The sequence below is a fragment of the Sphingomonas sp. TX0543 genome, from assembly GCF_048565505.1.
Classification (GTDB): Bacteria; Pseudomonadota; Alphaproteobacteria; order Sphingomonadales; family Sphingomonadaceae; genus Sphingomonas.
This window is the reverse complement of the sequence record NZ_JBLZUS010000004.1, coordinates 287,463-312,251: the sequence shown is the minus strand read 5'-3', so window position 1 is coordinate 312,251 and position 24,789 is coordinate 287,463. Positions and strand designations below refer to the sequence as shown.

23 protein-coding genes and 4 pseudogenes are annotated in these 24,789 nt (G+C 64.7%); 19 read left to right on the top strand and 8 right to left on the bottom strand.

Annotated elements, in window-relative coordinates:
- The first annotated feature begins 63 nt into the window (after nucleotides 1-63).
- The gene (locus tag ACM61V_RS21110; protein WP_115381541.1) at nucleotides 64-1,086 is read left to right on the top strand and encodes a hypothetical protein; all 1,023 of its coding nucleotides are present in this window, start codon (nucleotides 64-66) and stop codon (nucleotides 1,084-1,086) included.
- 17 nt (nucleotides 1,087-1,103) lie between these two features.
- Here the strand turns inward: ACM61V_RS21110 and ACM61V_RS21105 are convergent, their stop codons facing one another.
- The 4 genes and pseudogenes from ACM61V_RS21105 to ACM61V_RS21090 all read right to left on the bottom strand — a co-directional run.
- A complete protein-coding gene (locus ACM61V_RS21105; RefSeq protein ID WP_115381539.1) occupies nucleotides 1,104-2,126 on the bottom strand; it encodes a ParB/RepB/Spo0J family partition protein in 1,023 nt (340 codons plus the stop codon).
- 49 nt (nucleotides 2,127-2,175) lie between these two features.
- Nucleotides 2,176-3,375 (bottom strand): annotated as a pseudogene (locus tag ACM61V_RS21100) (AAA family ATPase).
- Nucleotides 3,376-3,541: 166 nt separating this feature from the next.
- Nucleotides 3,542-4,422, bottom strand: a pseudogene (locus ACM61V_RS21095) (replication initiation protein); the annotation flags it as partial.
- 54 nt (nucleotides 4,423-4,476) lie between these two features.
- A pseudogene (locus tag ACM61V_RS21090) lies at nucleotides 4,477-4,806 on the bottom strand (DNA methyltransferase); the annotation flags it as partial.
- Between the two features lie 258 nt (nucleotides 4,807-5,064).
- Between ACM61V_RS21090 and ACM61V_RS21085 the strand changes: the two are divergent.
- From ACM61V_RS21085 to ACM61V_RS21070, 4 genes are all read left to right on the top strand, one after another.
- Entirely contained in the window at nucleotides 5,065-6,213 is a 1,149-nt protein-coding gene (locus ACM61V_RS21085) for an AAA family ATPase (protein ID WP_115381754.1), read from the top strand.
- 50 nt (nucleotides 6,214-6,263) lie between these two features.
- Complete coding sequence (locus ACM61V_RS21080) at nucleotides 6,264-7,319, top strand: ParB/RepB/Spo0J family partition protein (RefSeq protein ID WP_115381537.1); 1,056 nt, start codon at nucleotides 6,264-6,266, stop codon at nucleotides 7,317-7,319.
- 77 nt (nucleotides 7,320-7,396) lie between these two features.
- Nucleotides 7,397-8,587, top strand: coding sequence for a replication initiator protein A (locus tag ACM61V_RS21075; protein ID WP_115381535.1), 1,191 nt, complete (start codon nucleotides 7,397-7,399; stop codon nucleotides 8,585-8,587).
- Nucleotides 8,588-8,980: 393 nt separating this feature from the next.
- Nucleotides 8,981-9,199, top strand: coding sequence for a hypothetical protein (locus ACM61V_RS21070; RefSeq protein WP_125471575.1), 219 nt, complete (start codon nucleotides 8,981-8,983; stop codon nucleotides 9,197-9,199).
- Between the two features lie 562 nt (nucleotides 9,200-9,761).
- Here ACM61V_RS21070 and ACM61V_RS21065 read toward each other — a convergent pair.
- Nucleotides 9,762-10,043, bottom strand: a complete 282-nt coding sequence (locus tag ACM61V_RS21065; protein WP_115381532.1) for a helix-turn-helix domain-containing protein — start codon at nucleotides 10,041-10,043, stop codon at nucleotides 9,762-9,764.
- 118 nt (nucleotides 10,044-10,161) lie between these two features.
- On the opposite strand from ACM61V_RS21065, the gene ACM61V_RS21060 reads away from it, so the two are divergent.
- From ACM61V_RS21060 to ACM61V_RS21040, 5 genes are all read left to right on the top strand, one after another.
- Nucleotides 10,162-10,686 (top strand): hypothetical protein, encoded by a 525-nt coding sequence (locus ACM61V_RS21060; protein WP_125471573.1) that lies wholly within the window; start codon nucleotides 10,162-10,164, stop codon nucleotides 10,684-10,686.
- Nucleotides 10,683-11,012, top strand: a complete 330-nt coding sequence (locus tag ACM61V_RS21055; protein WP_125471571.1) for a protealysin inhibitor emfourin — start codon at nucleotides 10,683-10,685, stop codon at nucleotides 11,010-11,012. The genes ACM61V_RS21060 and ACM61V_RS21055 overlap by 4 nt, the downstream gene beginning before the upstream one ends.
- A gap of 318 nt (nucleotides 11,013-11,330) precedes the next feature.
- The gene (locus tag ACM61V_RS21050; protein WP_115381525.1) at nucleotides 11,331-12,101 is read left to right on the top strand and encodes a hypothetical protein; all 771 of its coding nucleotides are present in this window, start codon (nucleotides 11,331-11,333) and stop codon (nucleotides 12,099-12,101) included.
- A 53-nt stretch (nucleotides 12,102-12,154) separates the two neighbouring features.
- Nucleotides 12,155-12,550 (top strand): hypothetical protein, encoded by a 396-nt coding sequence (locus tag ACM61V_RS21045; protein ID WP_115381523.1) that lies wholly within the window; start codon nucleotides 12,155-12,157, stop codon nucleotides 12,548-12,550.
- Nucleotides 12,547-12,834, top strand: coding sequence for a hypothetical protein (locus ACM61V_RS21040; protein ID WP_115381521.1), 288 nt, complete (start codon nucleotides 12,547-12,549; stop codon nucleotides 12,832-12,834). Before ACM61V_RS21045 ends, ACM61V_RS21040 begins: the two co-directional genes overlap by 4 nt.
- Before the next feature lie 30 nt (nucleotides 12,835-12,864).
- On the opposite strand, the gene ACM61V_RS21035 is transcribed toward ACM61V_RS21040, so the two are convergent.
- Nucleotides 12,865-13,038: a hypothetical protein gene (locus tag ACM61V_RS21035; RefSeq protein ID WP_162527087.1), complete on the bottom strand. Its 174-nt coding sequence runs from the start codon at nucleotides 13,036-13,038 to the stop codon at nucleotides 12,865-12,867.
- Between the two features lie 77 nt (nucleotides 13,039-13,115).
- On the opposite strand from ACM61V_RS21035, the gene ACM61V_RS21030 reads away from it, so the two are divergent.
- The 8 genes and pseudogenes from ACM61V_RS21030 (at nucleotide 13,116) to ACM61V_RS20995 (ending at nucleotide 21,958) form a co-directional block, all read left to right on the top strand.
- Nucleotides 13,116-13,487 (top strand): hypothetical protein, encoded by a 372-nt coding sequence (locus tag ACM61V_RS21030; protein ID WP_115381519.1) that lies wholly within the window; start codon nucleotides 13,116-13,118, stop codon nucleotides 13,485-13,487.
- Between the two features lie 344 nt (nucleotides 13,488-13,831).
- Nucleotides 13,832-14,149 carry a hypothetical protein gene (locus tag ACM61V_RS21025; protein WP_115381517.1) on the top strand — a complete coding sequence of 106 codons (318 nt, stop codon included), beginning with the start codon at nucleotides 13,832-13,834 and terminating at the stop codon, nucleotides 14,147-14,149.
- On the top strand, nucleotides 14,146-14,958 hold the full coding sequence (locus tag ACM61V_RS21020; RefSeq protein WP_115381515.1) for a hypothetical protein: 813 nt from the start codon (nucleotides 14,146-14,148) through the stop codon (nucleotides 14,956-14,958). The genes ACM61V_RS21025 and ACM61V_RS21020 overlap by 4 nt, the downstream gene beginning before the upstream one ends.
- A complete protein-coding gene (mobF, locus tag ACM61V_RS21015) occupies nucleotides 14,955-17,948 on the top strand; it encodes a MobF family relaxase (protein WP_419714691.1) in 2,994 nt (997 codons plus the stop codon). The genes ACM61V_RS21020 and mobF overlap by 4 nt, the downstream gene beginning before the upstream one ends.
- 153 nt (nucleotides 17,949-18,101) lie before the next feature.
- Nucleotides 18,102-19,328 carry a Fic family protein gene (locus ACM61V_RS21010; protein WP_419714690.1) on the top strand — a complete coding sequence of 409 codons (1,227 nt, stop codon included), beginning with the start codon at nucleotides 18,102-18,104 and terminating at the stop codon, nucleotides 19,326-19,328.
- A 76-nt stretch (nucleotides 19,329-19,404) separates the two neighbouring features.
- Nucleotides 19,405-19,812 carry a hypothetical protein gene (locus ACM61V_RS21005; RefSeq protein ID WP_115381509.1) on the top strand — a complete coding sequence of 136 codons (408 nt, stop codon included), beginning with the start codon at nucleotides 19,405-19,407 and terminating at the stop codon, nucleotides 19,810-19,812.
- 81 nt (nucleotides 19,813-19,893) lie between these two features.
- Nucleotides 19,894-21,705 (top strand): annotated as a pseudogene (locus ACM61V_RS21000) (Tn3 family transposase); the annotation flags it as partial.
- Between the two features lie 31 nt (nucleotides 21,706-21,736).
- Nucleotides 21,737-21,958, top strand: coding sequence for a hypothetical protein (locus ACM61V_RS20995; protein ID WP_115381740.1), 222 nt, complete (start codon nucleotides 21,737-21,739; stop codon nucleotides 21,956-21,958).
- A 224-nt stretch (nucleotides 21,959-22,182) separates the two neighbouring features.
- Here the strand turns inward: ACM61V_RS20995 and ACM61V_RS20990 are convergent, their stop codons facing one another.
- The gene (locus ACM61V_RS20990; RefSeq protein ID WP_419714689.1) at nucleotides 22,183-22,536 is read right to left on the bottom strand and encodes a hypothetical protein; all 354 of its coding nucleotides are present in this window, start codon (nucleotides 22,534-22,536) and stop codon (nucleotides 22,183-22,185) included.
- 532 nt (nucleotides 22,537-23,068) lie between these two features.
- On the opposite strand from ACM61V_RS20990, the gene ACM61V_RS20985 reads away from it, so the two are divergent.
- Nucleotides 23,069-23,338 (top strand): HU family DNA-binding protein, encoded by a 270-nt coding sequence (locus tag ACM61V_RS20985; RefSeq protein WP_419714688.1) that lies wholly within the window; start codon nucleotides 23,069-23,071, stop codon nucleotides 23,336-23,338.
- Between the two features lie 127 nt (nucleotides 23,339-23,465).
- On the opposite strand, the gene ACM61V_RS20980 is transcribed toward ACM61V_RS20985, so the two are convergent.
- Nucleotides 23,466-24,755: a VacJ family lipoprotein gene (locus ACM61V_RS20980; RefSeq protein WP_419714687.1), complete on the bottom strand. Its 1,290-nt coding sequence runs from the start codon at nucleotides 24,753-24,755 to the stop codon at nucleotides 23,466-23,468.
- Between the last annotated feature and the right edge of the window lie 34 nt (nucleotides 24,756-24,789).

Here is a 24,789-nt window from a genome sequence, read left to right as displayed (position 1 = left end):
TATCAACACTGTGCGTACCGACACGCTAGACCAAACACTGCCCTTGCGTCTACTATCTGCCCGATGGCCGTACCCGTTCCCGATCTTTCGATACCCAGCTGGACGGGCTCGCTCGCGCACGAACTCGAGACCACAGCAGCCGCCGTCGCCAGCCTGGATGCATGGATTTCCGCCACGAGCTGCCGATCCGCCTGGGTGCGCCGGGCCGCGTGGAGCGGCTATGCCGAAGCGCTGCATGGACAAGGAGCAGAAATCGACGAAATCGACATTTTCGGCCAGGCCTGCGGGCTTCCCTTGCCCTCCCGGACGCGGCAGCCGACCGTCGGCGACGACCTGTCCCAGCTCACAGAATGGCAAGCGAACCTTCGCGTGACCCCCCGTCGCCACTGGCGGGAGGCCCTGCCCTTCACGTTCGATCCCCCTTCCGACTGGGGCACAAGGCCGGTGCTGTTGCGCGCGCTCGAGCTGACCGCCCGCCACGCGCGGGCCGATCGCACCAGCGCCCCCTGGCTCGCGATGCCGATGCTCCTCAACGAGCTTGGCGCGACACGCAACACGCTGCCCAATCTGGTATGCGCCGACAAAGCACTGCGGCTGCAGCCCGGCGATCGTGAGGCGATCGTGAGGCGTTACCTGAAGCAGCTGCGCCGCGCCGCCGAAACCGGCCTGCAGCGGCTCAAGGCGATCGAAGAAGACCGCCTGCGCGCGGCCGATGCCCTATCGCGCGCGCGCCGGCCTGGCTCGCTCTTGCGGGTCCTCGCGCTCGCCCAGGTCCAGCCGGTGCTGAGCCCCCGTGCCGTGGCGATCCGGCTTCGGCTGACCATCTCCGGAGCCGGCAAGCTGCTGGCGCGCGCCGCAGCCTCCGGCCTGCTTGTCGAGGTGAGCGGGCGCCAGAGCTGGCGTGCCTACCTCCCCCCGGACCTTGCCCAGTCCTTCGGCTTCGTGCCGGCCCGCCGGGGGCGTCCGCTCGCCCCTCCCCCGCCGAGGCCGCCGCTCGATGCGGTGCTGTCCGACTTCGATGCCGAGATGCGTGCGATCGACGAGCGCCTCGCACGCCTGGGGCTCAGCACCACCGAAGGCGGGTGAGACGGATCCATGTCCGGTCAACTCGCCGGCCAGAAGCGATCCAGAATCTCGCCAAGCGCCTGCTCCGCATCGGCGCGGCTCGCGCCCGTCTTGGGAAGCAAGGTCAGGGTCACTCCGGCTCGGCCGTGGCCGTTGACGCGGAGGATCTCTGTCCCGCCACTCGTCTTGACGGTGCTCGACACCTTTCCTATCCTCTTGGGGGAGCCTGTCTTCTTGGGGGCTTCGGCGGCCGCGGCGAGCATCCGCACCACGTCTGCGGGGGCTTGCGGAACCGATTCCCCGCTCGCGCGCGCGTCTGCGATCCGGCGCCCTTCGGCGAGCACGCGCGAACGGCGATCCTCGGGCTTCAAAAGCGGCTTGATCTGCGTCACGTGCTTGATGCCGAGGTCATGAGGCGACGCGAACGCGGCGATGATCTCGGCCGGCAGGCGCGCCATGTCGAGATAGCGGCTGAGCCAGCTCGCCGTGACGTTGATGCGCTCCGCCATCTCCTGCTGCTTCCCGCCGTAATAGGCGTCCAGGGCGCGGAGATAGTCGCGAGCCCGCTCGAAGTCCGAGATATCTTCGCGCGCGCGGTTCTCGATATCGGATAGCCGGAAAGCCTCCTCGTCGGTGAGTTCGCGGATTTCGACGAGAAAGCGGAACTCGGGATAGTTGTGGCTGCGCAGCCAACTCACCGACCAGTGCCGCCGCGCGCCCGAGATCACCTCGAAGTCGTGATCAGGATCGTCCCGGACACGGTGTACCAGCGCCGGCATCTCCTGCTTGCCCTGCGCCTTGAGACTGTCGATCAGGTCGCGGCAACGCTCCTCTGAGAGTGCGGCATAGTCGCGGTTGTGCCCGTGCCACATCCGGCACCGGGCGGGGTCGACCAGCTCGGTCGCGCGGTTGACGAGCGCGCCGGTGGCCAGTTCAGCAAGTCGCGTGCTGCGTCCGGCGAGCACACCCATGCCAAGCCGTGACGGCCGCGCTGGCGGATCATCCGGGGCCTCGATCGCACCGGCCAGATTAGCCGCAAAACTACGGTTTTTCGCGCTCATGGTGCCTCTCCTTCACCCGAAATTGCACCGGTGCAATTTCCATCCGCGCTCATGCCAGTCCCTCCCGCCGCAGGCGGCCTTCGTGGCTCGGCCACATCGATCGGATATCCGTCTCGATCTCGGAATTCACGCCGTCGAGATACGTCAGACACCGGTCGCGCACAGACCTGCTCGTCGTCGGGCCCTCCAGTTCATAGACCGTCATCAACCGCGCGCTGGCGTTGTCGATCTCTGCCGAATCCTTAAGCGGCGTGCGAACCAGCGCATTGCCGTAGAGCTGCCCCATCAGTCCCATCAGCTCGCGCTGCATGGATTTGTTCTCGTCCACCTTCGACGCCACGAAGCGGAGGAAGGCGAGATCGGTGTTCATGCCGTGCTCAAGGAGAACCTGCATCGTCTCATCGAGCATCGCGAGATAAGCGGCGGTCGAAGAGAAATCCATGACGGTGGGGGGCACCGGCACGACCAGAGCGTTGGCGGCCCGCAGCACCGAAAGCGAGATCGCGCCAAGCGCCGGGGGCGGATCGATCACAACCACGTCGTAGCGGTCCGCAACCGAAGCGATGCCCTGTTGCAGCCGATCCAGCAGGGTCCCCTGCCCCCGCGCCATTCTGGCCGCGAGTTCGTACTCCGACTGGAAAAGCCGCAGATTGGCCGGAATTAGGTCGAGACCGTCGAAATGCGTGGCGCGAATGGCATATTCGAGGCTGACCAGCTCGTCCTGTCGCAGGAACGGATAGAGCGTGTTCTCCTCCTGAAGGTCGAGGTCAGGGACGTAGCCGAACAAGGTCGTTGCCGACGCCTGGCTGTCGCAGTCGATCAGGAGCACCCGGTAGCCCCGGATCGCCAGGAACTGGGCCAAATGCACCGAAATCGTCGACTTGCCCACTCCGCCCTTGAAGTTCTGGACGGCAACCACGGCGCAGGGATCGTCCGCCGCGCGCCAGGGGCGCGTGCCGAACACCCCGCGCATGTCGTTCAGCTGTGCCAGCGTATAACCGACCCTGCGGTTCGTCTCGGTGCGCCCTGGTTCAGGCAGGCGACCATCCTTCTCAGCCTAGCGTATCGCCGCCGGCGTACGTCCCACCAGATCAGCCGCCTTTCCGATCGTGAAGATCGGTTCGCGTCGCTCGTCGGCACGCTTGCTCTGCGCGCCATCCCGCAGCTTCTCAAGGATGTTCGAGCATCGCTCGGCGAGCGCGCTGATTCGGGTCTGATCCGGTCTAACCCGCGCAATTGCGGTCGCCATAGGCCGTCCTTTCGCTAGGAGAGCATGGCATGCCCCATTTGCACTTTTCCGTCAACGGTAGGCCACATTTCGAAAACAGGACTGCCCGACTGCGGGGAGTGCTGCTCGCCTGACCCCTTGGGGGCTATGCGCCACCCGTCTAGATCGAAATTGCACCGGTGCAATTTCAGCTCGGCCGGCCCTTTCGCGCGACATAGCTCTCGCAAAAACCCTGCCACGACTTCTGCAGCTTGGCGCCGCTCAGCTTGGCAAGGCGATCGCCCATATGCCCGCGATAAGCCTCGGCAATGAGATCCACGTCCCATCCCCCGCCATGGGAGCGACCGATCGCCAGGAACTCCTCGGCTCCCGACCAACGCAGCGAGCCGGAAGGGAAGCTTGCGAACTTCGCGCGCGGCCGCTCCGCGTCGGCCGACCTCATCCGCCCCGCGGCCTGACGCATCAGGTCCGAGACGGCAGCCGGCCGCGCGTTCGAGCCAGCGTCATTCGCTTGGCCGGCCGCACCACCAGTTTCGTCCGTCGCTATCCCCACGACGACAGGCAGCCGGACCTGGGGCTGACCTGGCGCGGCGGCTCAGCGACCGCGATTGTCTCGACCGCACCCTCGCGGCGCGCGCGCCGGCCCGCCGAGTGCCGCTCCAGCCCTTCCACCGTCCCGATCTGCGCGGGTGCGTCCTATGCCTCGAAACGGAACTCGACTTCGGCCACGGCTCTCCCCTGCCGCGTCTCCTTCCACTCAACCCGGAAGTGCGCGAGCTGGTCGATCTCACTCTTCGCCGTCTGAAACACCTTGCGGCGCAATTGCGCGAAATCCTTATATACGTCCGGAGCTATGCCGAGTGCAGCGCGAAGCGCAGTGATATCGCAGCGCCAGGTCAGCTGTCGCTGGTGGATACGCAGCGCGCCGATCTCGTAAAGCTTAAGGGCGTAGCTCGATCGGAACCCGAGCACGGCCTGTCTATTCAGGACCGCGTATGTTTCCGACTCCTGAATTAGCTTGCGTGCGTCTGCAGTGAACTCCCATTCGATCCAACCGCTCTCCACGCCGCCACTCCGCGCGTAGACTAAGATATAGTCGTGATCCTCCGAGAAGTGGCGAGCTGTTGACTTAGGTGAGTAGTTCTTGCGCCAGATCATAGTAGACAGAAAAGAGGCGCGCCCGAACACCTCGTCCATGATGACTTTCAGGTAGTGCCCCTCATTGTCGTCGATCGACACCCAAATGCTGCCGTCCTCGTTCAGCAGCTCGCGCAGCAGCTCCAGCCGCGGCCAGATCATCGCCAGCCATTGGCTGTGCTCCAGATTTTCGTCGTAATGCTCGAACGCGCTGCGGGTATTGTATGGCGGATCGATATAGATGCACTTCAGTTGCCCGCGATAATAGGGCAGCAGGCTCTTGAGCGCCTCCAGATTGTCTCCGTGGATCAGCATGTTGCCGCTGCCGGGCGCACCCGCGGAAAGCGCTGCGTCGCGCTCCAGCAGGCGGTACGGTACGGCATCGGCCGCCTTCACGTCGCGGTCGCGTGTTAGCCAGTGCAGGATCGGCATTGTTTCCCCTTCAGCCGCTTCCTTGCCGTCCTGAATGAAATCTGGCAAGGTCGCGCGTGAAAAGGTTCAAGGGGCTTTGTCTTGGCGCAGGATGGTGCAGTGCTGACGCAGATCGGCGACCTAGCCGATGCCGGCGAGCGGATGATCGAGCGCCTCCGACGCAAGGCGTTTCTGCCCGAGAGCCGCAAGGGCCTCAATGTGCGCTTCGGCATCGCCGAGGCGGCGCAGTTGCTCGGCTGCTCCACCAACCGCATCCGCATGGCGGAGGATGACGGGCGGCTCCCCCCTGCCCCGGCTTCCGAAAGCGGACGCCGGCTGGGCTACACGGTCGAGGAAATGCTGCGGATGCGCGAGGTGCTGGGCGCCTCCCCTGTCCGCGCGCCGCTCGACGTGCCGGCGATCATCGCGGTGCAGAACTTCAAGGGCGGCGTCGGCAAGTCGACCGTTACCACGCACCTCGCGCACTATTTCGCGGTGCAGGGCTATCGCGTGCTGGTGGTCGATTGCGACAGCCAGGCGACGACGACGACGCTGTTCGGCTTCAACCCGCACTTCAACATCAAGCGCGACGAGACGCTCTACCCCTATCTCTCGATCGACCCGACCCAGGCGGACCTGCTCTACGCGGTGAAGCGGACGCCATGGCCGAACGTGGACCTGATCCCGTCCAACCTCGAGCTGTTCGACGTGGAGTATGAGCTCGCCGCGGCGGGCAGCGACGGCGGATCGGTACTGGCGGCACGCTTCCGTAAGCTGAAGCGCGGTTTGTCGGATCTCGCGCGCGACTATGACATCGTTCTGCTCGACCCGCCCCCTGCCCTCGGCACGATCAGCCTGGCAGTGATGCAGGCGGCAAACGCTCTGCTGGTGCCGCTGGCGGCGACGACGCCGGATTTCTGCTCGACCGTGCAGTTCCTGTCGATGATGGATCAGGTGCTGCACCAGCTGACCGGGGCCGGCATCGAGGTCGATTACCAATTTGTCCGGCTGATCTGCTCCAAGTTCGACGGCAACGATCCCAGCCACGCCATGGTGCGCGCGATCATGGAGCAGAGCTTCGGCCCTGCCCTCCTTCCCGTTCCGATCCTAGAGTCGGCCGAGATCAGCCACGCGGCGATGCGAATGATGACCGTGTATGAGCTGGAAAAGCCGATCGGCACGCCCAAGACGCACAAGCGCAGCCGCGCCAATCTGGACGAGGCGCTTAGGCAGGTGGAGCAGCTGGTCCGCCAGGGCTGGGGGCGGGTCGAACCGGCTAGCGAGGAGGCGGTTATTCATGCCGCGGCCTAACCTTTCCTATTGCACAATGTCCTGCTTACGTTCTGCGAGGGAGGTGCGGCATGGCGCGTAAGCAATCGGACTATCTGGCGGCGCTGCTCGCGGACGACACGGCCGAGCGAGGCGAGGCCCCCTCCCCTGCAGCAGCGCGCGAGGCTCAACCGGAGCGCCCACGGGCCACTACGCTGCTTGGTCGCGAGTCTGCGCTTGCGCGCGTCGCGAGCGGCGAGGTGCGGCAGGTCACGCAACTCCTTCTCGATCCCGCCCGCGTGCGCATCTGGCCCGGCAACGCTCGCACGTACGCGCACCTCTCAGAGGAGAATTGCCGCGAGCTGATCGACTCGATCGTCGCCGAGGGAGGGCAGAAGGTGCCCGCGGTGGTACGGCGCGTCGACGGCGATGCCGATTATGAGTTCGAAGTGATCGCCGGCACGCGGCGGCACTGGTCGATCAGCTGGCTGCGCTCGCACAGTTATCCTGACATGCAGTTCGTGGCACAGGTCGCCAGCCTCGACGACGAGGCCGCGTTCCGGCTCGCGGATCTCGAGAACCGCGCGCGCGCCGACGTGTCCGACCTGGAGCGGGCGCGCAATTACCTCGACGCGCTGAAGGCACACTACGGCAACCACCAGACGCGGATGGCCGAGCGGCTGAAGCTCTCAAAGGGCTGGCTGTCCAAGATGCTCAAGGTCGCAACGATCCCCGAGGTGGTGATCTCAGCTTTCGCGTCCCCGGGCGACGTGCAGCTGAAGCCGGCCTATTCGCTCGCCCAGGCGCTCGACGACAAGAATACGGGCAAGGCGATCACCGCCATGGCGCGGCAGGTCGCCAAGGAACAGGCGGCGCGGCGCGAAGCGGGTGACCTTCCCTACCCTGCCGCGGACGTGCTGCGGCGGCTGCTCGACGCGCCGAAGCTCATGGCGGGCGAGGAGAAGCCAGAGCCGTACCGCTACGCCACCAAGTACGGTCGCACGGCCCTGACGGTGCAATCGGCCAACCGGCAGGGCGTGACGATCCGCTTGCACGCGGGATCGGGCGCCGACACGGACGAGCTTGTGACCGCCTTGCGCGACGCGCTCGCCCACCTCGAGGCAACCGGGAAGGGACTCCAGCGCTGATGTTTCCCCGGGAAACACGCAGGGGCAGAGCATCGGTTTTGTAAACCGCTGGTCGATGTTTCCCCGGGAAACATCGCGTGACGCGCGCGCGCCGCGAGGCGGTTTCCGAACAGTTCGAGCTGTTCCTACCCTATCTCGCCGACCTGCCCTTGCGTGACCAGCGCGAGATGATGGAGCGGCCATTCTTCAGCCTAGCCAAGTCGAAGCGGGTGAAGCCGATTGACTACCGATCGCCGGACGGCAAGCTGTGGGTCCACGTCTCGGCCAATCCTGATTACGGCATGGCGACGATCTGGGACGCGGACATCCTGATCTACTGCGCCTCGATGCTCGCCGACATGGCGCGCCGCGGCGTCAACGACGTGCCGCGCAAGCTCCACCTGATGCCCTACGACCTGCTGCGCGCGATCGGGCGGCAGCCGACCGGGCGCGCCTACGAGCTGCTCGGCCAGGCACTCGACCGGCTGGTGTCGACCACGGTCAAGACCAACATTCGCGCTGATAACCGCCGTGAGGCGACGTTCAGCTGGCTCGATGGCTGGACGCAGCTGGTCGACGAGAAGACCGAGCGCTCGCGCGGTATGACCATCGAGCTATCGAACTGGTTCTGGGAGGGCGTGATGATGACCGGCGGCGTGCTGTCGATCGACCGCGCCTATTTCGACATCACCGGCGGGCGCGAGCGCTGGCTGTACAAGGTCGCGCGCAAACACGCGGGCGGCGCCGGCGAGACTGGCTTTGCCATTTCCATGCCGACGCTGTTCGAGAAGTCGGGCGCCGAGGGGCAGTACCGCCGCTTCAAGTTCGAGATCGCCAAGATCGCCGAGCGCGACGAGCTGCCCGGCTATGCGCTGTTGATTGAGCAGCCCGAGGGCAAGCGCGAGCCCGCGCTGCGCATGCGTCGGAGAAGCGAGGGCGAAACGAAGGCACTGCTGTCAGCCAAAACGACGAAAGCAGGCAAGGCATCCTCCCCCGCACCGCAGGCCGATGCCGTTGCGGAGCCTGCGGCCGAACCCGGCGTCGATGCCGCAGCGCTGATCCGCCGCAGCGTGAAAAGCCTTTCCACCCGCTCGACCTTCGGCGAGATCACCGACGCCACGCTGGCAACGCTGCGCGCCGAATGCCCGGGCTGGGACTATCAAACACTCCACGCAGACTTCCGCACCTGGATCGAAGCGGACGCAGGCCGAACCCCGGTGAGCTACCAGAACGCCTTCATCGGCTATGTCCGGCGCTTTGATGCAAAGAACCGACATACGCTGCGGTAACGAGGTCACCTCCGAGTCATGGCTACCGAGTGGGACGGCGTCGGCAAGCGCGGAGTTCTGCGTCCGAACATCGAGCAGCAACGCGATATTTGGCAAACGCGGCACGGAGCTACAACTGAACGACGGTTGTTGGAATGGCCCGGACAACGCCGGCGCTCGCCAACACTTCTTGGCCGGGCGGCACATCCGGCTTCGCGCCGCTGCATCAGGTGGCGCATGGCTATGGACCGTCATCCGTAACGATGGCTCTGATCACACGGGGCGCTTGGCGGAGCCTGCGCGAACTTTCACGCCGTCATCCGTGGCCGCGTCGGTGATCTGGAGGCAAAAAGCGGACTCCGCCTGCCACGACTGGCACCCATGCTAGAGACCTCCGGGGATTGATAGTTCCCGGTGCCCGGAATGTACGGTGGTTTCCGCTACAGCCTGGATTTGCAGGGCGCCGAACTGATCCTGGTGGGCGAGAGCTGTTGCCGCGTCGTGGAGGTATCCAAAGAGCGGCAAGAGGTCGACGTCCATTGCAGCAGACTGGTCCCGCAAAAGCCGCGTTCCACGGGCATCGAGATTATCCGCAAGGACGATGGCGTTCCGGATGTATCGCGTGGCGAGTGACTGATCCTCCCTACGGCCTCGTCGCGCACCGCAGACCCGGACAATTTGAACGTCGCCGGCGCAACGCCATCACAAACTGATTCAATCAGAGCGCTCATTTCCCACCCGTCCGTCGATCATCGATACTCCGGGAACGCTCATCGACACTCCCGGAACGGCGAGGCGATACATCGGGAACGCGAGCAATGATCCTTCAGGAACGCTGCAACGATACTCCGGGAACGCACCTTCCATAACGAATCGTGGAAAGTCGCTGACTTGAGCAGCTACAGCGGCACCCTTAACCTCTTAACCTCTCATTGAACCCTCTAACCCCGCGAGATGCTTTTCTTTGAATTTTGGAGATTCAGAAAGGCAGGCTCTGGGGTCGCATTTCACCCCCAGTGCCGTGCGCTAGCGTAAATCGTCAGGACCGGGCAGCGACTTGCTTGATCCAGGCCCCAGTCAGTGCAGTGGCGCGGTGACGAAGGACGGGTGGGGTGATATCGGCGTCTTCAACGAACCGTGTCCATGACTCGCAGCTCGTCGATCGCACCGGCGCGGCCAACTAAGCGGATGCCGGCTATTCAGTTGGTCTTTCATCAACCCTCTTACCAACTGCAATCTCGAGAGCTTGCTTCAGCAACATGACCGGATCGACTCCGATAGCCAGTGCCACGGCAACATACTCGTCAACGCCAAGCAGGCGCTCGCCGGTTTCATACCGCGACACGTAAGCCTGTTGCCAACTAAGCCGCCCAGCGAGATCGACCTGCCGCAGCTTCGCATCCCGGCGTGCCTTTGTGAGCAGGTGCACGATGCGACCATGCAGGTCAGACGAGGCAGGAGAACGCATTTCAGGCATCTACCATTTGCCTAGTATACGTAAAGCGTATATCGCGTGACTAGCTTTTTGCGAGCGTGATCCGATGGAAAACGACCGAAATGCTAAAAGATGTGCATTGGCGGACAGGAAAGAGTCCGTGCCGGTGCTGGATCGCTTCGTCGCTCGCCTGGAGGTCAGCCGGACCTACCCATGTCCGGTCGTCAGCATCCTAACCTTCTGGGCCGGGCTGATCGCGCTCACCGTCGTCGACAAGGTGACCGGAACGACGCCTGTGGTGGCGAGCCGCCTCTATGCGGTCGCGTGGGCGCTGGTAGTAGGCCTGGAACTCGGCCGCGATGTTTGGGTCCAACGGCACCGATATGCGTCACCTCGCTGGCTACAAGCTGTGGATGCGGCCGTGGGCCACGAGGTGACCGTCCATGCGCTGGCCGCGCTGATCAGGCAGCATGAGCACGTGTTGGATTACGTGGTCACCCGCTCCGATCTGAGATTCGAGGTTCAGGCAGAGCGAGTCCGACGGAGAGAAGCTGCTCGGCGAGCGGAAGGGTTTCGTCTTGTCGAAGCACCGGTGATCGATGCCGCCCAGGTCGCGCGCGACGAGGAACGACGCCGTCGAGCTCGCGAGCGGCGTGCCGCCAGGCAGGGCAGGGCGCCTGCGTGACCGGCTCTAAGCCGGAAACAGGCGGGGATCTGGTCGGCGTGACGATCTTCGGCGGGATCGCGCACTTTCCCAGCCGGGCTGGCGAACGGGTTCGCCATCTCGCCGATCTCGATCCGACACTGGTCGCCGTGCTGCTCACCGCGGCCGAGGCGAGTGATTTGTTCACCTGCCCGGATCCGAATGGGGCTGCATCATTCCGCCCTGACGCTCGCACGTACAGCATCCGCCTCGTCCATGGCGGTCACTCGCGGCTGCTGACGGTGCCTGAGCCGTTCGAGGCACCGGAGCTGGCGCAACTGGTCCGGACCGTGCGCCGCTGCCTGTAGGGCAGGGGAGCGAGCAACCTTCCCGTTTTCCCGTGCCAATGACGTGATAGCATCCGCGCGCCGCCCGGTCAGTCCCGGCGGTGAGGCGTAGGAACCTCAGAGTCTCTCGGCCGGTCGACATGTTTGTCGGCCGGGTGGCTGTCGCGCATGTCCAGGGCTCCGCCTAAAGGCGGCAGCGCTCGCGCGAGAGCCCGGGTTCCTAACACCCGGCTTACGGGCCGGAGAACGCCTCCAGACGACGAGGAGGCAGTTATGGCAGGGTAGGGTGCATTTCAGGTCTTAGCGGCGCTCACAGCGGCTCTGGCGGGCATTCCGGCCATGGCGCAGCAGTCACCCGGTATTGCCGGCTTCCTCATCACCATCGGCGGCGATACCGACATGAAGACGAGCGGGTCGCTTCGGACCCGCCCGTCGCCGCAGGTCTTTCCGCTGCTCGACGACGCCGACGAGATCATCGGCTACCGCTTCTTCTCCGAAAAGATCACCGCCAACGGCTCGGCGACGGCCGAGCGCGCCCGCGATGCATTCGCGCAGGAATGCGCCGCCAAGGGCGGTCGGATCGAACCGGAAGACGGCGACGCGGCGCGCACCTTCCGTGATCGCGCGCTCGGTCGCAGGTTGCCGCCCCGGGGCGAGTCCAAGCACTTCTGGTCCGGCAGCTCGGCGGTGTGCTCGCGCGGCGCCGACCAGGTGCTCGGCGGCTTCGTCGCGATCACCTACGACACGACCGAAGTCGCTACCAAAGGCGACCTCGACAGCCGGCTGATGAGCCGCGTGTCGATGGTCCCGACCCGCACCGCGGTCTACGCCTACCGCCCCGACCAGATCCGTTCGGCGGCATGGTTCCAGCGCGCGCAGGACAGCTACGTCGCCGATCGCGAAGCCGAGCAGAAGCACCGCGAGACGTTTCGGCGTGAGCTCGCGATCGGCACCGTAACCAACTGCGGCACGGTCATCCAGATCCGCGGACCCATGGTCGAGATCGCGGTGCCTGCGACCAGGCTGACGCCCAACGGCAAGTCCACCTTCTGGTCGCGGCGCGACGCGCTGGCACCGACCTTCTCGACGCCCTGCACTTACGGACTCTGAGGGGTCGATCCGCCCAATTCGCATACGACTGAGACACTGAATGGAGCTCCATCATGACCCTCGACCTGAGCGACTTTAAACCGACGCCTCTGCCCTCCCATGAGACCCCGCCCTATGCGTCGGCGGACCCTTCTACGGACCTGCGGCTGATCTTTGCCGGCACCGACTGGAGCGAGCCCGGACATGGCGGTTATCCGACCCGAACCGCGGCGGGAGATTGGATGATCCGGGTCAAGCTGGACCTGCCTTACCCCATGCTCGCGAGCCTCGAAGCGAAGGCCGGGTCGCATGACATTGGCGAGCTCATCCGGGCCGCTCTCGTGATCGCTGGGTATGGCTCCGAATCCGACATCGTGGGCGCCAAGTCCGACCGCTACGTAACCCGCGATGAGCAGCGTGAACGGCTCGGAATGCCTGCGACGATGACGAGTTCGGAAGACGCCGGATGACCCATCAGTCCGGACACGAACGGCTGCGCTATGAAGCGGTTCTGAAGCCTCTCGAGTGGGAGCAGCGGATGCTTGTCGACGGTCGGCACGACCTGCGCCGGATCGTGACGGCGATGGCCTCCGACGGCATCGCGATCAGCGAGGAAGTGGCGCTCAAAGCCTGGCATCGGCTTTCCGAAGAAGAGCATTGCGCGACCTGGTACGGCCTAGGCAGTGACGACGAGATCCGGCGCAACCTGATGCCGCATCTGACGTTGAGACCCGTCGCCGAGCAGGACCGCTGACTGGCGTCCGTGACCTCCCGACAGACTGGATCACGCGACCCGATGAGCGAAGTCGAGCACCGGTATACCAGGACGGCTTTGGCCCTGATGCGCATGGCCATGGCGCTGCTCGATCGGGCAGGATGCACCCTTGCCGCCGCCCGGCTTCAGCACGCGATCGACACGGTCGAAGCCGTCCCGGGGAACGCGGCGATGCCGCTTCATTCAACTGAGTCGCCGGGTGCTGAATCCGACCATCATGACCATCAGCGTGGTGCTGGAATAGGGGAGGGTACAAGCTCATGACGAACGCCGTCACCCTTGGTATCTCGGGCTGGTTCACTGCGCACGGAACCCTCTACCATGAGGAGGGTCGCAGGCTCGACGAAATCACGCCGGAGGACTGGTTCAATCTCGTCGCTCATGCCTATGCGATCGACTTCTTTACGCGGCCCGACCCGGCGTTGCCGGCAGCCGACGCCCGCATCTTCCACCTCACCATCACCGCCGGCGAGCGGTCGCGCGAGCTGGCGATCAACGACCCGTTCGAAGCGCCGGAGTTGGCCTTGCTCATCCGGTTAGCGCGCCGCGCCATGCGGGATCGATTGGTGCAAAGGGTTGAAGCGATGGACGGGGAGACCCTCGCGGCCTTACGGGCAGTCTCGACAAGGTGAGCCGGTACTGATCCGACTGGCCGGCTTGTACGCCGGCCTGGTTGCCCCGCCGGACGCCGGATCAGCCCCGACCAGCCGAACAGCAGCAACATCCAGCGACCTGAGAAGTAGGGTTAGGGGGCACACCCGATGCACCCCGAAGGGGTGCAGAAAAGGGCAGATTTGCGTCGTTCCGGCCGCATGGTCCTATGCGGATACTGCGCCCGGACCATCTGGTCCGTCCTGGTCCACAGAGCGGATAGGGCAAGGAAACCCGCAGTTTTTGCTTGCGCTGCTCTGCACTTCCTCCTTGCGCGCTCCGTAGGCGCAATGCACACTCGCTACCGGGCAGAAGGGGTGTCCGCATGGCGCGCGTACCGATCACGGTGTACCTGCAACCCGACCAGCTCGCCGGCATTGAGCGCCGCGCGGGCCAGGTCGGCAAGACGCGCAGCGCCTGGGTAGCGGACACGCTGGTGCGCTCACTCGAAGACGAGCTGCTGCCGCTGGACGAGATCCTTCTCGACCAGCTGACCAAGGTCCGTGCCGGCCTGGAGGTCGTCGCGGAAGCGCAGGTCGGGCGTGGCCCCGACAGCAAGAAGGGTCTTGCCCAGTTGCGGCAACGACGGGCCGAGCTGGCGACCCGCATGCTGGCCGAAGCGCGTTCGAGACTGCGGCGATGACCGACGCTGGTCGCAGGCGCATCGACGTCTCGAGTGACGTCCACAGCCGGCTGGACGCCGAGTCCAAGCGGCGCAACATCCCCATCCGTGATCTCGTGGAACAGGCGGTCACCACCATGTTCGACAGGGAGGCCCAAGCGGCCTTGTCCGTGCGTCAACAGCGCGAGCGCCGCCATGCCGATCGGATGGAGGAACAGACCGCTCAAATCGGCGAGGTTACCCGTCGCGTCTCGGCCCTGATCGCCCAACAATCGAAGGACCTACCCGGCGCCTTGAACGCAGGTTTCGACGCGATCAAGACCACCATCAAGGAGACCGGCGGGACCGGACATCTCCGCGATTTGATCGCGAAGTTCCAGACCGACTTCACGGTCCTGTTCAAGGAAGCGCAGGGTGCTCTCGCCGTCTCCGTTGGCAATGTCACTAAAGCCGTCGAGGAGCAGGCAAAGGGCTTCGGAAAGCAGCTCGACCGGATTGAGAAGCGTCAGTCGGATACGCGTACAAAGCTTGGCGTAGGTGCCGCCCTTGGCATCGCCGGACTTGTTCTGATCTGTCTGCTGTTCGCCAATACCGCACCTACCCGCTGGCTCTCAATTCGTCTCCTGGGTGAAAGTGACGCGGTACCTGCGGCATGGAGCTTGGCAGGCGATGGGCGCACGACTGGCGAGCTCATGGCGGAGACAAAAGGCCTTCTCGCCAGTGACACATTTCGGGTCCGGTACGCCGAGTGCGCGGCCCATGCTAAGCGCATGAAGAAGCCGTTTCCCTGCCGGCTCACCTTTCCGCCTCTGGAAAGCAAGACGCCGTGACCGTTCGCCCAAACTCGATCGCCGGCGGCGGGGATGCGGCGAGCTATTACGCGGCCGACAACTACTACACCGGCGAGCAGGCGGGACCGTCCGAATGGGGCGGGGGAGGGGCCGAGGAACTCGGTCTGTCCGGCACCGTGGATGCCGGAACATTCTCCGAGGTGCTGGACGGCAAACTGCCCAACGGGGCCGTCATTGCAAGAGGCGGCAACGGCGAGCGAGCGCCGGGTTTCGAGCTGACGTTCAGCGCGCCGAAGTCAGTGTCGCTGGTCGCCTTGATCGGACGCGATGAGCGGGTCATGCCGGCATTTGCCGAAGCTATTCGGAGCACCATGGCGTGGGCCGAGGAGCGGTTCGGGGAGGTGCGGTCAGGCAAGGCCGGCGCGGTGATCGAGCCCGGTCGCCTGGTGTACGCGATCTTTCACCATGACCTGAGCCGAAAGCTCGATCCGCAGGCACATGCCCATGTCGTCGTGGCGAACGCCGCGCAACGCGGCGACGGCCGCTGGGTCGCCCTGCACAATCCGGCCCTGTGGAAGCACTCTAGCACCATCGGTGCCGTCTTCCACGCCGACTTCCGTGCCCGGTTGGAGCAGCTCGGCTACCGGACCGAGATAACCGGCAAGCACGGCCAATTCGAGATCAGCGGCATACCGCGTGCCGCAATCGATGCGTTTAGCGCCCGGCGCGAACAGATCCTCAGCCGGGCGGCTGAGCTCGGCGCCTCCGGCCCCAAGGCGATGGAGACGATCGCGGTCAGTACCCGCGATGCCAAACAGGCGGGCGATGCCACGGTTGCCCGCGCCATGTGGGCCGAGAAGGCCGAGGTACATGGTGCCGCCATCTCCGCCGTCGTGGACGCCGCGCGAGGAGTCGAGCGGCCGCGGTCGGTATTGAGCACTGTGCGTGCCTGGGGTGCCGCTTTGCTCGAGCGCATCACCCATGCCTTCGGACCACGACCCGAGCCGCTGCTCCACGGCACGGATGCGGTGCGCCGGAGCGGCGAACTGGCGAGCGGCTACGCGGTCGCGGCCGGCGTTCGGCACCTCGGCGAGCGAGAAGCGAGCTTCACCTACACGGACCTGCTGAAGAGCAGCCTCGATCTGGCCGAGAAGGGCGCGACGGTGCGCGGTATCGAGGCGCGCATCGAGCGGCTGCGCGAGGCGGGTGTCCTCATCTCGGGGCCGCGTGGCAGCCTGCACGCAGACCGGCTCACGACCCGCGACATGCTGGTGACGGAAAAGGCGCTGGTTGCGGCCGCGCATGGCGGGGTGGGGCAGGGGACACCCATCCTCGATGCGGCCTCGGTCGACACCGCACTCGACCGCGCGGCCGATCGGCGCGAGGTCACACTTTCCGCTGAACAGCGCGTTGCGGCGCACGCCATGCTGTCCGGCACCAACCGCATCCAGGTCGTCCAAGGCGATGCCGGCACCGGCAAGTCGTTCCTCTTCGAACTCGTACGGGAGATTGGCGCGGAAGTAGGGGCGCGGATGCTGGTACTGGTCCCGCAGAACAAGTTGTTGGATGACCTGACCGGACGGGGGCTGGAGGTGCGCTCGCTCGCATCCGTGCTGAAGGAGCATGGTAGCCGCGTCGGCCCGGCCAAGCCGAACGAGCAACTTTCGGCGCTGGTGAAGGGTAAGGTTGTGGTGCTGGAGGAGGCCTCCATGGTGTCCTCGCGTCAGCTTGCCGGGCTGTTCGAGGTCGCCCGGAACGGCGACGTCGCCAAGTTGGTCTTGGTAGGCGATGTGAAGCAAATCCCGGCGGTTGAGGCGGGGCGACCCTTCGCGCTGCTGCAGGAGGCGGGAGCTCCGACGGTGCGGCTCACCGAGAACCGGCGCCAAAAGACCGATGTGCTCCGTGATGCCGCTTCCCTTGCGCGCGAGGGCAGGGTCGTTGCCGCCTTCGAACGGCTCGCGGACAAGGTGCAGGAGAGCGCTCATCCGGCGGGAGCGGCCGTCGTCGAGTATCTGAAGCTTTTGCCCGAGGAGCGCGACCGCACCGCCTTGCTCACCTCAGGCCACGTCCTGCGCGAAGCCGTGCTGGAAACGGTCAGGGCCGAGCTGCTTGCTCAGGGCAAGCTTGGCGAGGATGCCGTGAGCCTGCGCAGCTGGGATACGCTGAACCTTACCCGTGAGGAGCTGCGCCAGATCCGGCACTGGGCTGAGGGTATGCGGCTCGACATCTACCGCCACCAGTCAGGGCTTGTGCCGGGATCCTACGAGGTTGGCTTGATCGATCGGGCGAGCGGTATGCTCGAGCTCGCCCGTGACGGTCACACCGGGCTCTTCGATCCCAAGAGCCTCCGATCGGGAGGGGAGGGGGCCGCGCTCTCCGTTCCCGGCGAGATCGAGGTGCGCGAGGGTGATCGCCTGGTCTTTACGGCCAGCGACCTGAAGCGTGGGATGTCGAACGGTGCCGCAGTGACCCTTACTGCGATCGATGGCGACACGCTCCACCTGTGCGGCCGTGACCGGAATCATGTGATCGGGCCCGACGACCCGATGCGCGAGCGGCTTGGCCATGGCGCCGTGATCAACATGCACCGTGCGCAAGGGATGACGGTCGATCGCGCGATCACGGTGATGGACAGCCGCGACAGGCTGCTCAACAGCGAGAGCCTCTACTACGTGCTCCAGACCCGCGCGCGCGAGGACGTGTCGCTGCACACCGACGACAAGAAAGCACTCGCTAGCGCGATCGAAGCGCATCGTGGTGACGTTCCGCACGCAAGCGACGTGGCACCCGAGCTCTCACTTTCCGGCAGGGAGCGGTTCGATCCAGCCACGGGCGAGCTGCCCCGACTGGACGATCCAGGCGCAAGCGATCGTCGCCAGCTGGACGCAATGAGCGCCGCCCTCCGATCCATTGGCAGCGAGCCTACCAAACCAGCCCGGGAGGCTATCCGGCAAGCGCCGGTTCCCGTGAAAGAGCTGATAAAGGAGCCCGAGATCGAAATCGACCACGATTACGACTTCGACATGTGAGGGATCGCAAGGCGATATGGGCGGGCGGATCAGCTTTGTTCTTTTCAATGTTCACTGATTTGCCGGCCTCCAAACCGGACATTGTAGCGGCCCGGTATCACGTGCATAGGACAACGTTAGCAAGGCAAGAGAGTGATCTAGAGGCTGCGGGACATGGCCAAAGAACCGGACATCCAGGCGGTCGCCGACCGGGGCGAGGGCATCGGGGCCATGCAGCCCATGAAGATAGGGGAGGGCGGTTCACGATACCGTGAAGCCGTCGATCTCGCGCTCGAACTGACCGCCAAATCTGCCGCGTTCCGCAGCAGCCTGCCACCCGCCATGCGGATGGGGCTCGCCGACCTCGTCCGGGCGATGAACTGCTACTACAGCAACCTGATCGAGGGGCATGACACTCATCCCGTCGACATCGAACGGGCGCTGAAGAACGATTTCAGCGCCGACCCGGCCAAGCGTGACCTCCAGTTGGAAGCGACCGCGCACATCGCAGTCCAGGGCTGGATTGATGGGGGAGGGCTGGGGGGCCGCGCGACGAGCGTGGAGGGCCTGCGTGAGGTCCATCGGCGCTTCTGCGAGCATCTGCCCGAGTCGATGCTCTGGATCGAACCGGTCGACGGCGGCGAGCGCGTTCCGGTCGAGCCCGGTGCCTTGCGGACCCGCGATGTCCGGGTCGGGCAGCACATTGCGATTAGTCCCGGGGCCGTGCCGCGCTTCCTCGAGCACTTCGCCTGGGCGTATCAGAAGCGCCGCGCAACCGACGCCATCGTATCGCTGGCGGCCGCGCACCACCGGTTCGCTTGGATCCATCCGTTTCTCGACGGCAACGGTCGGGTCGCCCGCCTCATGTCGCATGGCATGCTGCTCGATGCGCTCGACACGGGCGGCGTGTGGTCGATCGCGCGCGGCCTCGGCCGCAACGTGCAGGCCTACAAGCGACACCTTGCCGCCTGCGACCTGGCCCGCCGCAACGACCTCGATGGCAGGGGCACGCTGAGCGAGGAGGAGCTGGCGAGCTTCACAACCTTCTTCCTCAAAACCTGCATCGACCAGGTCGACTTCATGGCCGGCTTGGTCGAGCCCGAGCAGCTGCGCAGTCGCATCCGGCGCTGGGCGGCCGAAGAGACGGATCGGGGAAGGCTGCCGGCCAAGGCCATCCAGGTGATCGACGCAGCGTTGTACCGAGGCGAGCTCCCGCGTGGCGAGGTGGAGAGCATCGTCGGCACCGGCGAACGCCAGGCGCGCCGGGTCACCTCGGCGCTGACGAGCCTCGGCGTGCTGACGGCCGACAGCTCCCGGGCACCTCTCCAGATCGCCTTTCCAGCCAAGCTGGCGGGGAGCTGGATGCCGGGGTTGTTTCCGGACGCGGGAAGCCGGCGTTAGCCGCCCGAGCGATCGGCGGTGTGGCGCAAGGCGTAAGGTGATATGGTCCTGGGACCGCGCCAGTGCGGACCAACGTATGGAGGCAGCCTTTCCGTTCTTTAGCCGCACCGACTTTCAAGGTCAGCCCAGCAGCCGCGCCTACCGGCCCTACAAGGCGTTCGAGGCCGTTCTCGACCGTCTTCTCGGCGAGCAGGTGAGAGCGGACGGCGCGTGCGGCGTCGACCTCTGGTGCGCGCTCACCAACACTCGTTGGTTCGGGCCGGATGGAGTGGAGGTCTCCTACGGCTTTCGGCGGGCCGGTCATGCCGTGGCTTGGGTGCGCGAGGAGGGGGACGACCTCACCTGGTATTGCAGCGGCGAGCCGGGGCAGGTCGCGCAGTGGATTGAGGAGGTGCTCGCGGGAGCTGGATGGTCGTGGAGGCGCTTGGAGCCGGACGCCGCAGACACCCGTGAGGTGCCCGACGACAGTCAGCGCCTGCCATAGAGTTCGGGATGCTGCTCGACGAACGAACGGCGGACCTCACGCAGCCGAACGGCTTCCGGTGTTCTCGCTTCCCAGGCAGCCACGGCATGCAGCAGATCATCGTCGCGGCCGAGCACCGCGTCCGCATGGTTGCAAGCGCTCGATTTCTACGGCCGGGCCGGCACCGCGACATTGCGCAATGCGATGATGGTCCTGTCGGATCTCGATGGCGACTGGCGCAAACCCCTTCCCGCCGACGTTCCGCTCGGTCATGTCGAGCGGCGCTGGCAACGCCATGTCGTGGTCGCAGGAAAGATCGACCGGACGCATTGGGAGATGGCGACTTACGGCGCGCTCGCCAATGCGCTGGCATCGGGTGATATCTGGGTGCCGACGTCGCGGATGCATCGGTCATTGGACGTGCTGCTTGCGCCATCGCCAGGCGCAACAGTCCAACCGCCGTTCTCACTCGGCGACCCACATGCATGGCTCGATCAGCGCGCTGAGCAACTCGACAGCGCCTTGCGCGGCGTTGCCCGCAATCTGGACGGGCGTGATGCCGCCCTATTCGCCGGGGAGAGATTACGCTTTCCCAAAGAGCAGAAGGATGATGACGGCAGGCAAGATGAAGGGCGGCACCTGACGCTCGCCTGTTACGGTATGCTGCCTGCTACCCGTATCACCGACGTGCTGTCCCAGGTCGAACACTGGACCGGCTTCACCCGGCATTTCGGTCACGTTTCAACCGGGCTGCCGCCTGCTGACGAGCGCGCCTTCCTCGCCACCCTAATTGCCGAGGCGACCAATCTCGGGTTGTCGCGCATGGCCGAGGTATGCGGCGCAGGGTCACGCCGGGCGCTGCTGCGCATGCAGACATGGCACATGCGCGAGGAAACCTTTCGAGCAGCGCTCGCCTGTCTGACCGATGCCATCCACGCCGAACCGATCGCCGCATGGTTCGGGCAGGGGCACCGGGCGTCGGCAGATGGTCAGGCCTTTTACCTAGGCGGCCCGGGTGAAGCCGGCGGAGCGGTCAATGCGCATTATGGTCGCGACCCGGTGGTCAAGATCTACACCACCATCACCGATCGGTACGCGCCACTTCACCAGACTGTGATCGCCGGTACGGCAGGGGAAGCTATCCATGCGCTCGACGGCATTCTCGGCCACGATAGCAACGCTGATCTAACCGCGCTGCACGTCGATGGGGGCGGCGTTTCCGATATCGTGTTCGCGACGATGCATCTGCTCGGGCTCGATTTCGAGCCGCGCATTCCCCGTTTGTCAGATCGGCGCCTTTACGCCTTCGAACCCCCGAAGCGTTATGGCAGGCTCGCATCGCTGTTCGGTCACAGGCTCAACCCGGACCTGATCGTCAACCACTGGCCGGATATCGAACGTGTCATCGGAGCGATGCGTGACCGCACCGTCACGCCATCCTTGATCTTGAAGAAGCTGTCCGCCTACCGCCAGCAGAACAGCCTTGCCGCGGCACTGCGCGAGGTCGGGCGGATTGAGCGCACGCCGTTCACGCTGCGCTGGTTCGACGATCCGGCTCTGCGCCGCACCGTTACCGCCGAATTGAACAAGGGCGAGGCGCGCAACAGTCTGGCCCGGGCAGTCGCTTTCCACCGACTCGGCCGTTTTCGTGATCGTGGCTTGGAAAACCAGCAAACTCGGGCTGCTGCGCTCAACCTCGTCACCGCTGCGATCATACTGTTCAACTGCCGATATCTCGGCAGCGCGATTGAAGAAATGCGCCGTCGCGGCACGCCGATCGATCCCACTATGCTGACTCGGCTTTCGCCGCTTGGATGGGACCGCATCAATCTCACTGGCGATTATGTCTGGTCCGATCGCCTCGATCTCGACGCTAACGGCCTCATGCCGCTGCTCGTCAAACCGCTACCGTGAATCTGTGTCCGAACAATGTACAGGGGCCGTGATGGCGGTCGGTCTCGTGCCGATCGTCGAGGCGAGCCTGAAGCGTTCGCCGTCGATCTCGATGCCCGTCACCATCGCGTTCTTCGTCGCGGTCGCGAGCGGGATCGCGCTTCGCCGTCGCTACGGCTGGATGGGGCTCGTCCTCCACATCTTCGGCCAGATCGTGATCTGGCTCTCGATCTTCTGCATGTCTCTGGCGATCGCGCTCTATGCGACCGGGTAGGTCGGGTTCGGGCGAGAGTCGTGATCGCCATCGGATCAATCGGGTCTGGCAGCGCTATCGCGAGTCCGTGTGGGGCACGGCGCCGAACGTCCGCACCCCGCAGCTTCCGCCCGCGCTTTGGTTCCTTTTCGCGACGGGCGGCTTGGCTGCGGCGCTCCACTTTCGGATCCCGGAACACGCGGCCGCGCTTCTCGGCCGTCACTAGCAGGAGGTTGCATTGTTCTCTAAGCAATCGAACATGGGGGCGGATCAAGCTGCAGCACGCTGCCAGAAGCGACAATCGGGAACGCGAGAGGCGGGGTGTCATGGGCAAGCAGCCATGATCGCGCCTGATCCTCGTCAAAGAAAAATTGTGCTCCTCGACCATGGGCGGCGAGTTGGGCCTGCATGCTCGCCAGATTTGTCACGATGAGAAAGGCGAGGCGCAGCGCGCGCGGTTCGCGCTGCAACAACAGCTGGCCGAACGCAGCGAAGCTGCTCAACCCTTGAGGCGTCATATGCCGTATGTCCACGAGCGCGAGGTGGCGATTCTGCTTTGAGGTCAAGGCGTGGAATGCTCGGTCGCGCTCGACGATCAACCGTTCAACGTCCGCGGCCGCGAAAGTGCCGGCAAGTCGGAAGCAGGCGAGATGGAGATCGGATTCGACATCGATCGTGAAACAGCAGCTCGCCACTTTCGCCCCGTTGCTTAAGCGTCATGAAAGAGGTCAACGATCGCAGGACCGAACTGAAGAGCGAGTTGGGAGCCTCGACCGACCGGGCGGGCGTTATGTCGCAGAGGTTCGTGCTTTCGGGTGCGGAACCTACGCGATCTCACGTCGGGCCGGTTAGAACGATCACCGCATTTGTGCGCGTAGGCGCGCCGCTTTAGAGGAGATCCGTCAACACGCACGCCTCGGGCTTGGCTGTCCGATTGTCGGCGTTCCAAGGGTGTCCGCGACTCCTCGAGCCGGACGAAACGAAATTTGCCTGCAGCCGTCTCTCTCCTTCACGATCGTCGAACCCATCGATCCCGCCGAAAAATGCCGGCGTTGATGTGGTCGAGCAACTTGGTTGTCTCACAACCGGCAGCCACTATGATTGCACACGATCAACCGGAGAATGCCTCGTATGAACACGTCCGACCTCGCGAAGAAGCTCGCTGCCACAACCAACTCCACCGAGGCGCAGGCGAAGGCGACGATACAGGCCGTCTTTATCGAGATCGCTGAGGCGGCCGGACGCGGGGAGGAAGTATCGATTCCTGGTTTCGGCAAATTCTCGGTGAAGGATCGCCCGGCACGCCAGGGCCGTAACCCCGCGACCGGTAAGCCGATGGACATCGCCGCGTCCAAGAAAGTATCATTCGCGGCTGCCAAAGGCCTTAAAGACAAGCTCTGAGCCTTGTTGGCAGTAGTGGATGTGCCGATACCGCCGAATGGCGATGAACTTAGTGAGTCTTTAGCCACTATCGTCTACACCTCTGCGAACAGAGTCGTCAGCCCGCGTGCGTGATCAACTGCCTGACTTACAACATCGGTGAGGACGCTGGTGCATCCATCGTGGGCGAACCCTGCGTTAGTTTGACCGCAGCGGGGTTAATCGGCACCATGACTGAAGAGGCCGGCGGAGGCGCAGAGGACGGGTCGGTCACCTTGGTATGTGACAGCGACGACGCGTGCAACGCGTCGATCTCACGCTGCCGTTTCCGAAGATAAAAATCGCGACGCGCAACATAGGGATCTGCGCTCGCACGAATGCGCTGCAGGTCTTCATCGAACTCAGCCCGTCGATCGAGCACGCCCAGCCCTGTTGCTGGCACGACATACGCAGGCTGATTAAATGGCGGTCCGCCGATACCCGGTACGACCGCGCGGTCGATCAACCCGCCGATGGCATCACGCACCGTGGTCGGACCAAGAAAAGGCAAGAATATGAAAGGCCCAGGTTTTACCCCATAATAGCCCAGAGTGTATGCAAAGCCGTTCGGGCGCCGAGGTAAATTAAATGGTTTGCGCTTCGCCATATCGACGAATCCTGCCACGCCGATCGTCGTGTTCACCGCGAAGCGACCAGCAGTCTCGGCGGCCTTGCCGGGTTTAAGCTGCAGAACGTAGTTCACGAAAACGACTGGCTCGCGCAGGTTTTTGAAGAAGTTGCGCAGGCCGCTTCGAACAGGGCTTGGCATGGCCCGCTTGTATGCCAAAGCGACAGGACCGAACACGGCCTTGTCGACGGCCTGCGTCGCCTCAAAGGACTTCGCGTTGATCGCCTCAAGCGGGTCACCTGCCGACCGACGACGACCAGTCACGACAATCTCCCCGGTCGCGTCGGGCTGGGAGGGCCCCGTCGGCACGGTCTGCGCGATGTCGGTCGCGGCGGTCGGCGGCGATGCCGGAGGCAGCGCGGAAGCGGACTGGTCAGTTGCCACGTCCGGGGATAGCGGACCGACAGGCTGAACCATCGCAGAAAGCGGCATCGTTATCAGCATACGGTCGTTCTCCGGCGAGGTGCGCAAGGTATCGCCCGTCGGTTGGCGAACGTCTCCTTCCATGACCTCGCAGCCGGACGGCACGGTGAGTGCCTTGCCGCAGTCACCTGATCGAAAAAACGTTCGCAACCGGGTTGTCGGTAGAAACTTTGGCCCGTGCTTCGGATGATACCCCAATAAATCGAGCCGCAGCCGCCACGTTCGACCTGCTCTGAGACCTAACGAGGCGGACTGCGGTAGCGCCGCACAGCATCGTCCTGCCTTTATGGACCGTTCCTTCATCGCATTCGGGGACAGCGGCGACGTCCGCCAGCTCATCAGAATCATCCGGGCGTTCGCCCTTGCGGGCAAGCTAGGCGAG

What these genes read in the sequence shown, in the direction of transcription:
- ACM61V_RS21110 (WP_115381541.1), top strand. Translation starts at nt 64, where the DNA reads ATGGCCGTACCCGTTCCCGATCTTTCGATACCCAGCTGGACGGGCTCG.
- ACM61V_RS21105 (WP_115381539.1), bottom strand. Translation starts at nt 2,126, where the DNA reads ATGAGCGCGAAAAACCGTAGTTTTGCGGCTAATCTGGCCGGTGCGATC.
- ACM61V_RS21085 (WP_115381754.1), top strand. Translation starts at nt 5,065, where the DNA reads ATGATCGAGCGCCTCCGACGCAAGGCGTTTCTGCCCGAGAGCCGCAAG.
- ACM61V_RS21080 (WP_115381537.1), top strand. Translation starts at nt 6,264, where the DNA reads ATGGCGCGTAAGCAATCGGACTATCTGGCGGCGCTGCTCGCGGACGAC.
- ACM61V_RS21065 (WP_115381532.1), bottom strand. Translation starts at nt 10,043, where the DNA reads ATGCCTGAAATGCGTTCTCCTGCCTCGTCTGACCTGCATGGTCGCATC.
- ACM61V_RS21050 (WP_115381525.1), top strand. Translation starts at nt 11,331, where the DNA reads ATGGCGCAGCAGTCACCCGGTATTGCCGGCTTCCTCATCACCATCGGC.
- ACM61V_RS21045 (WP_115381523.1), top strand. Translation starts at nt 12,155, where the DNA reads ATGACCCTCGACCTGAGCGACTTTAAACCGACGCCTCTGCCCTCCCAT.
- ACM61V_RS21040 (WP_115381521.1), top strand. Translation starts at nt 12,547, where the DNA reads ATGACCCATCAGTCCGGACACGAACGGCTGCGCTATGAAGCGGTTCTG.
- ACM61V_RS21035 (WP_162527087.1), bottom strand. Translation starts at nt 13,038, where the DNA reads ATGAAGCGGCATCGCCGCGTTCCCCGGGACGGCTTCGACCGTGTCGAT.
- ACM61V_RS21030 (WP_115381519.1), top strand. Translation starts at nt 13,116, where the DNA reads ATGACGAACGCCGTCACCCTTGGTATCTCGGGCTGGTTCACTGCGCAC.
- ACM61V_RS21025 (WP_115381517.1), top strand. Translation starts at nt 13,832, where the DNA reads ATGGCGCGCGTACCGATCACGGTGTACCTGCAACCCGACCAGCTCGCC.
- ACM61V_RS21020 (WP_115381515.1), top strand. Translation starts at nt 14,146, where the DNA reads ATGACCGACGCTGGTCGCAGGCGCATCGACGTCTCGAGTGACGTCCAC.
- ACM61V_RS21010 (WP_419714690.1), top strand. Translation starts at nt 18,102, where the DNA reads ATGGCCAAAGAACCGGACATCCAGGCGGTCGCCGACCGGGGCGAGGGC.
- ACM61V_RS21005 (WP_115381509.1), top strand. Translation starts at nt 19,405, where the DNA reads ATGGAGGCAGCCTTTCCGTTCTTTAGCCGCACCGACTTTCAAGGTCAG.
- ACM61V_RS20995 (WP_115381740.1), top strand. Translation starts at nt 21,737, where the DNA reads ATGGCGGTCGGTCTCGTGCCGATCGTCGAGGCGAGCCTGAAGCGTTCG.
- ACM61V_RS20985 (WP_419714688.1), top strand. Translation starts at nt 23,069, where the DNA reads ATGAACACGTCCGACCTCGCGAAGAAGCTCGCTGCCACAACCAACTCC.
- ACM61V_RS20980 (WP_419714687.1), bottom strand. Translation starts at nt 24,755, where the DNA reads ATGATTCTGATGAGCTGGCGGACGTCGCCGCTGTCCCCGAATGCGATG.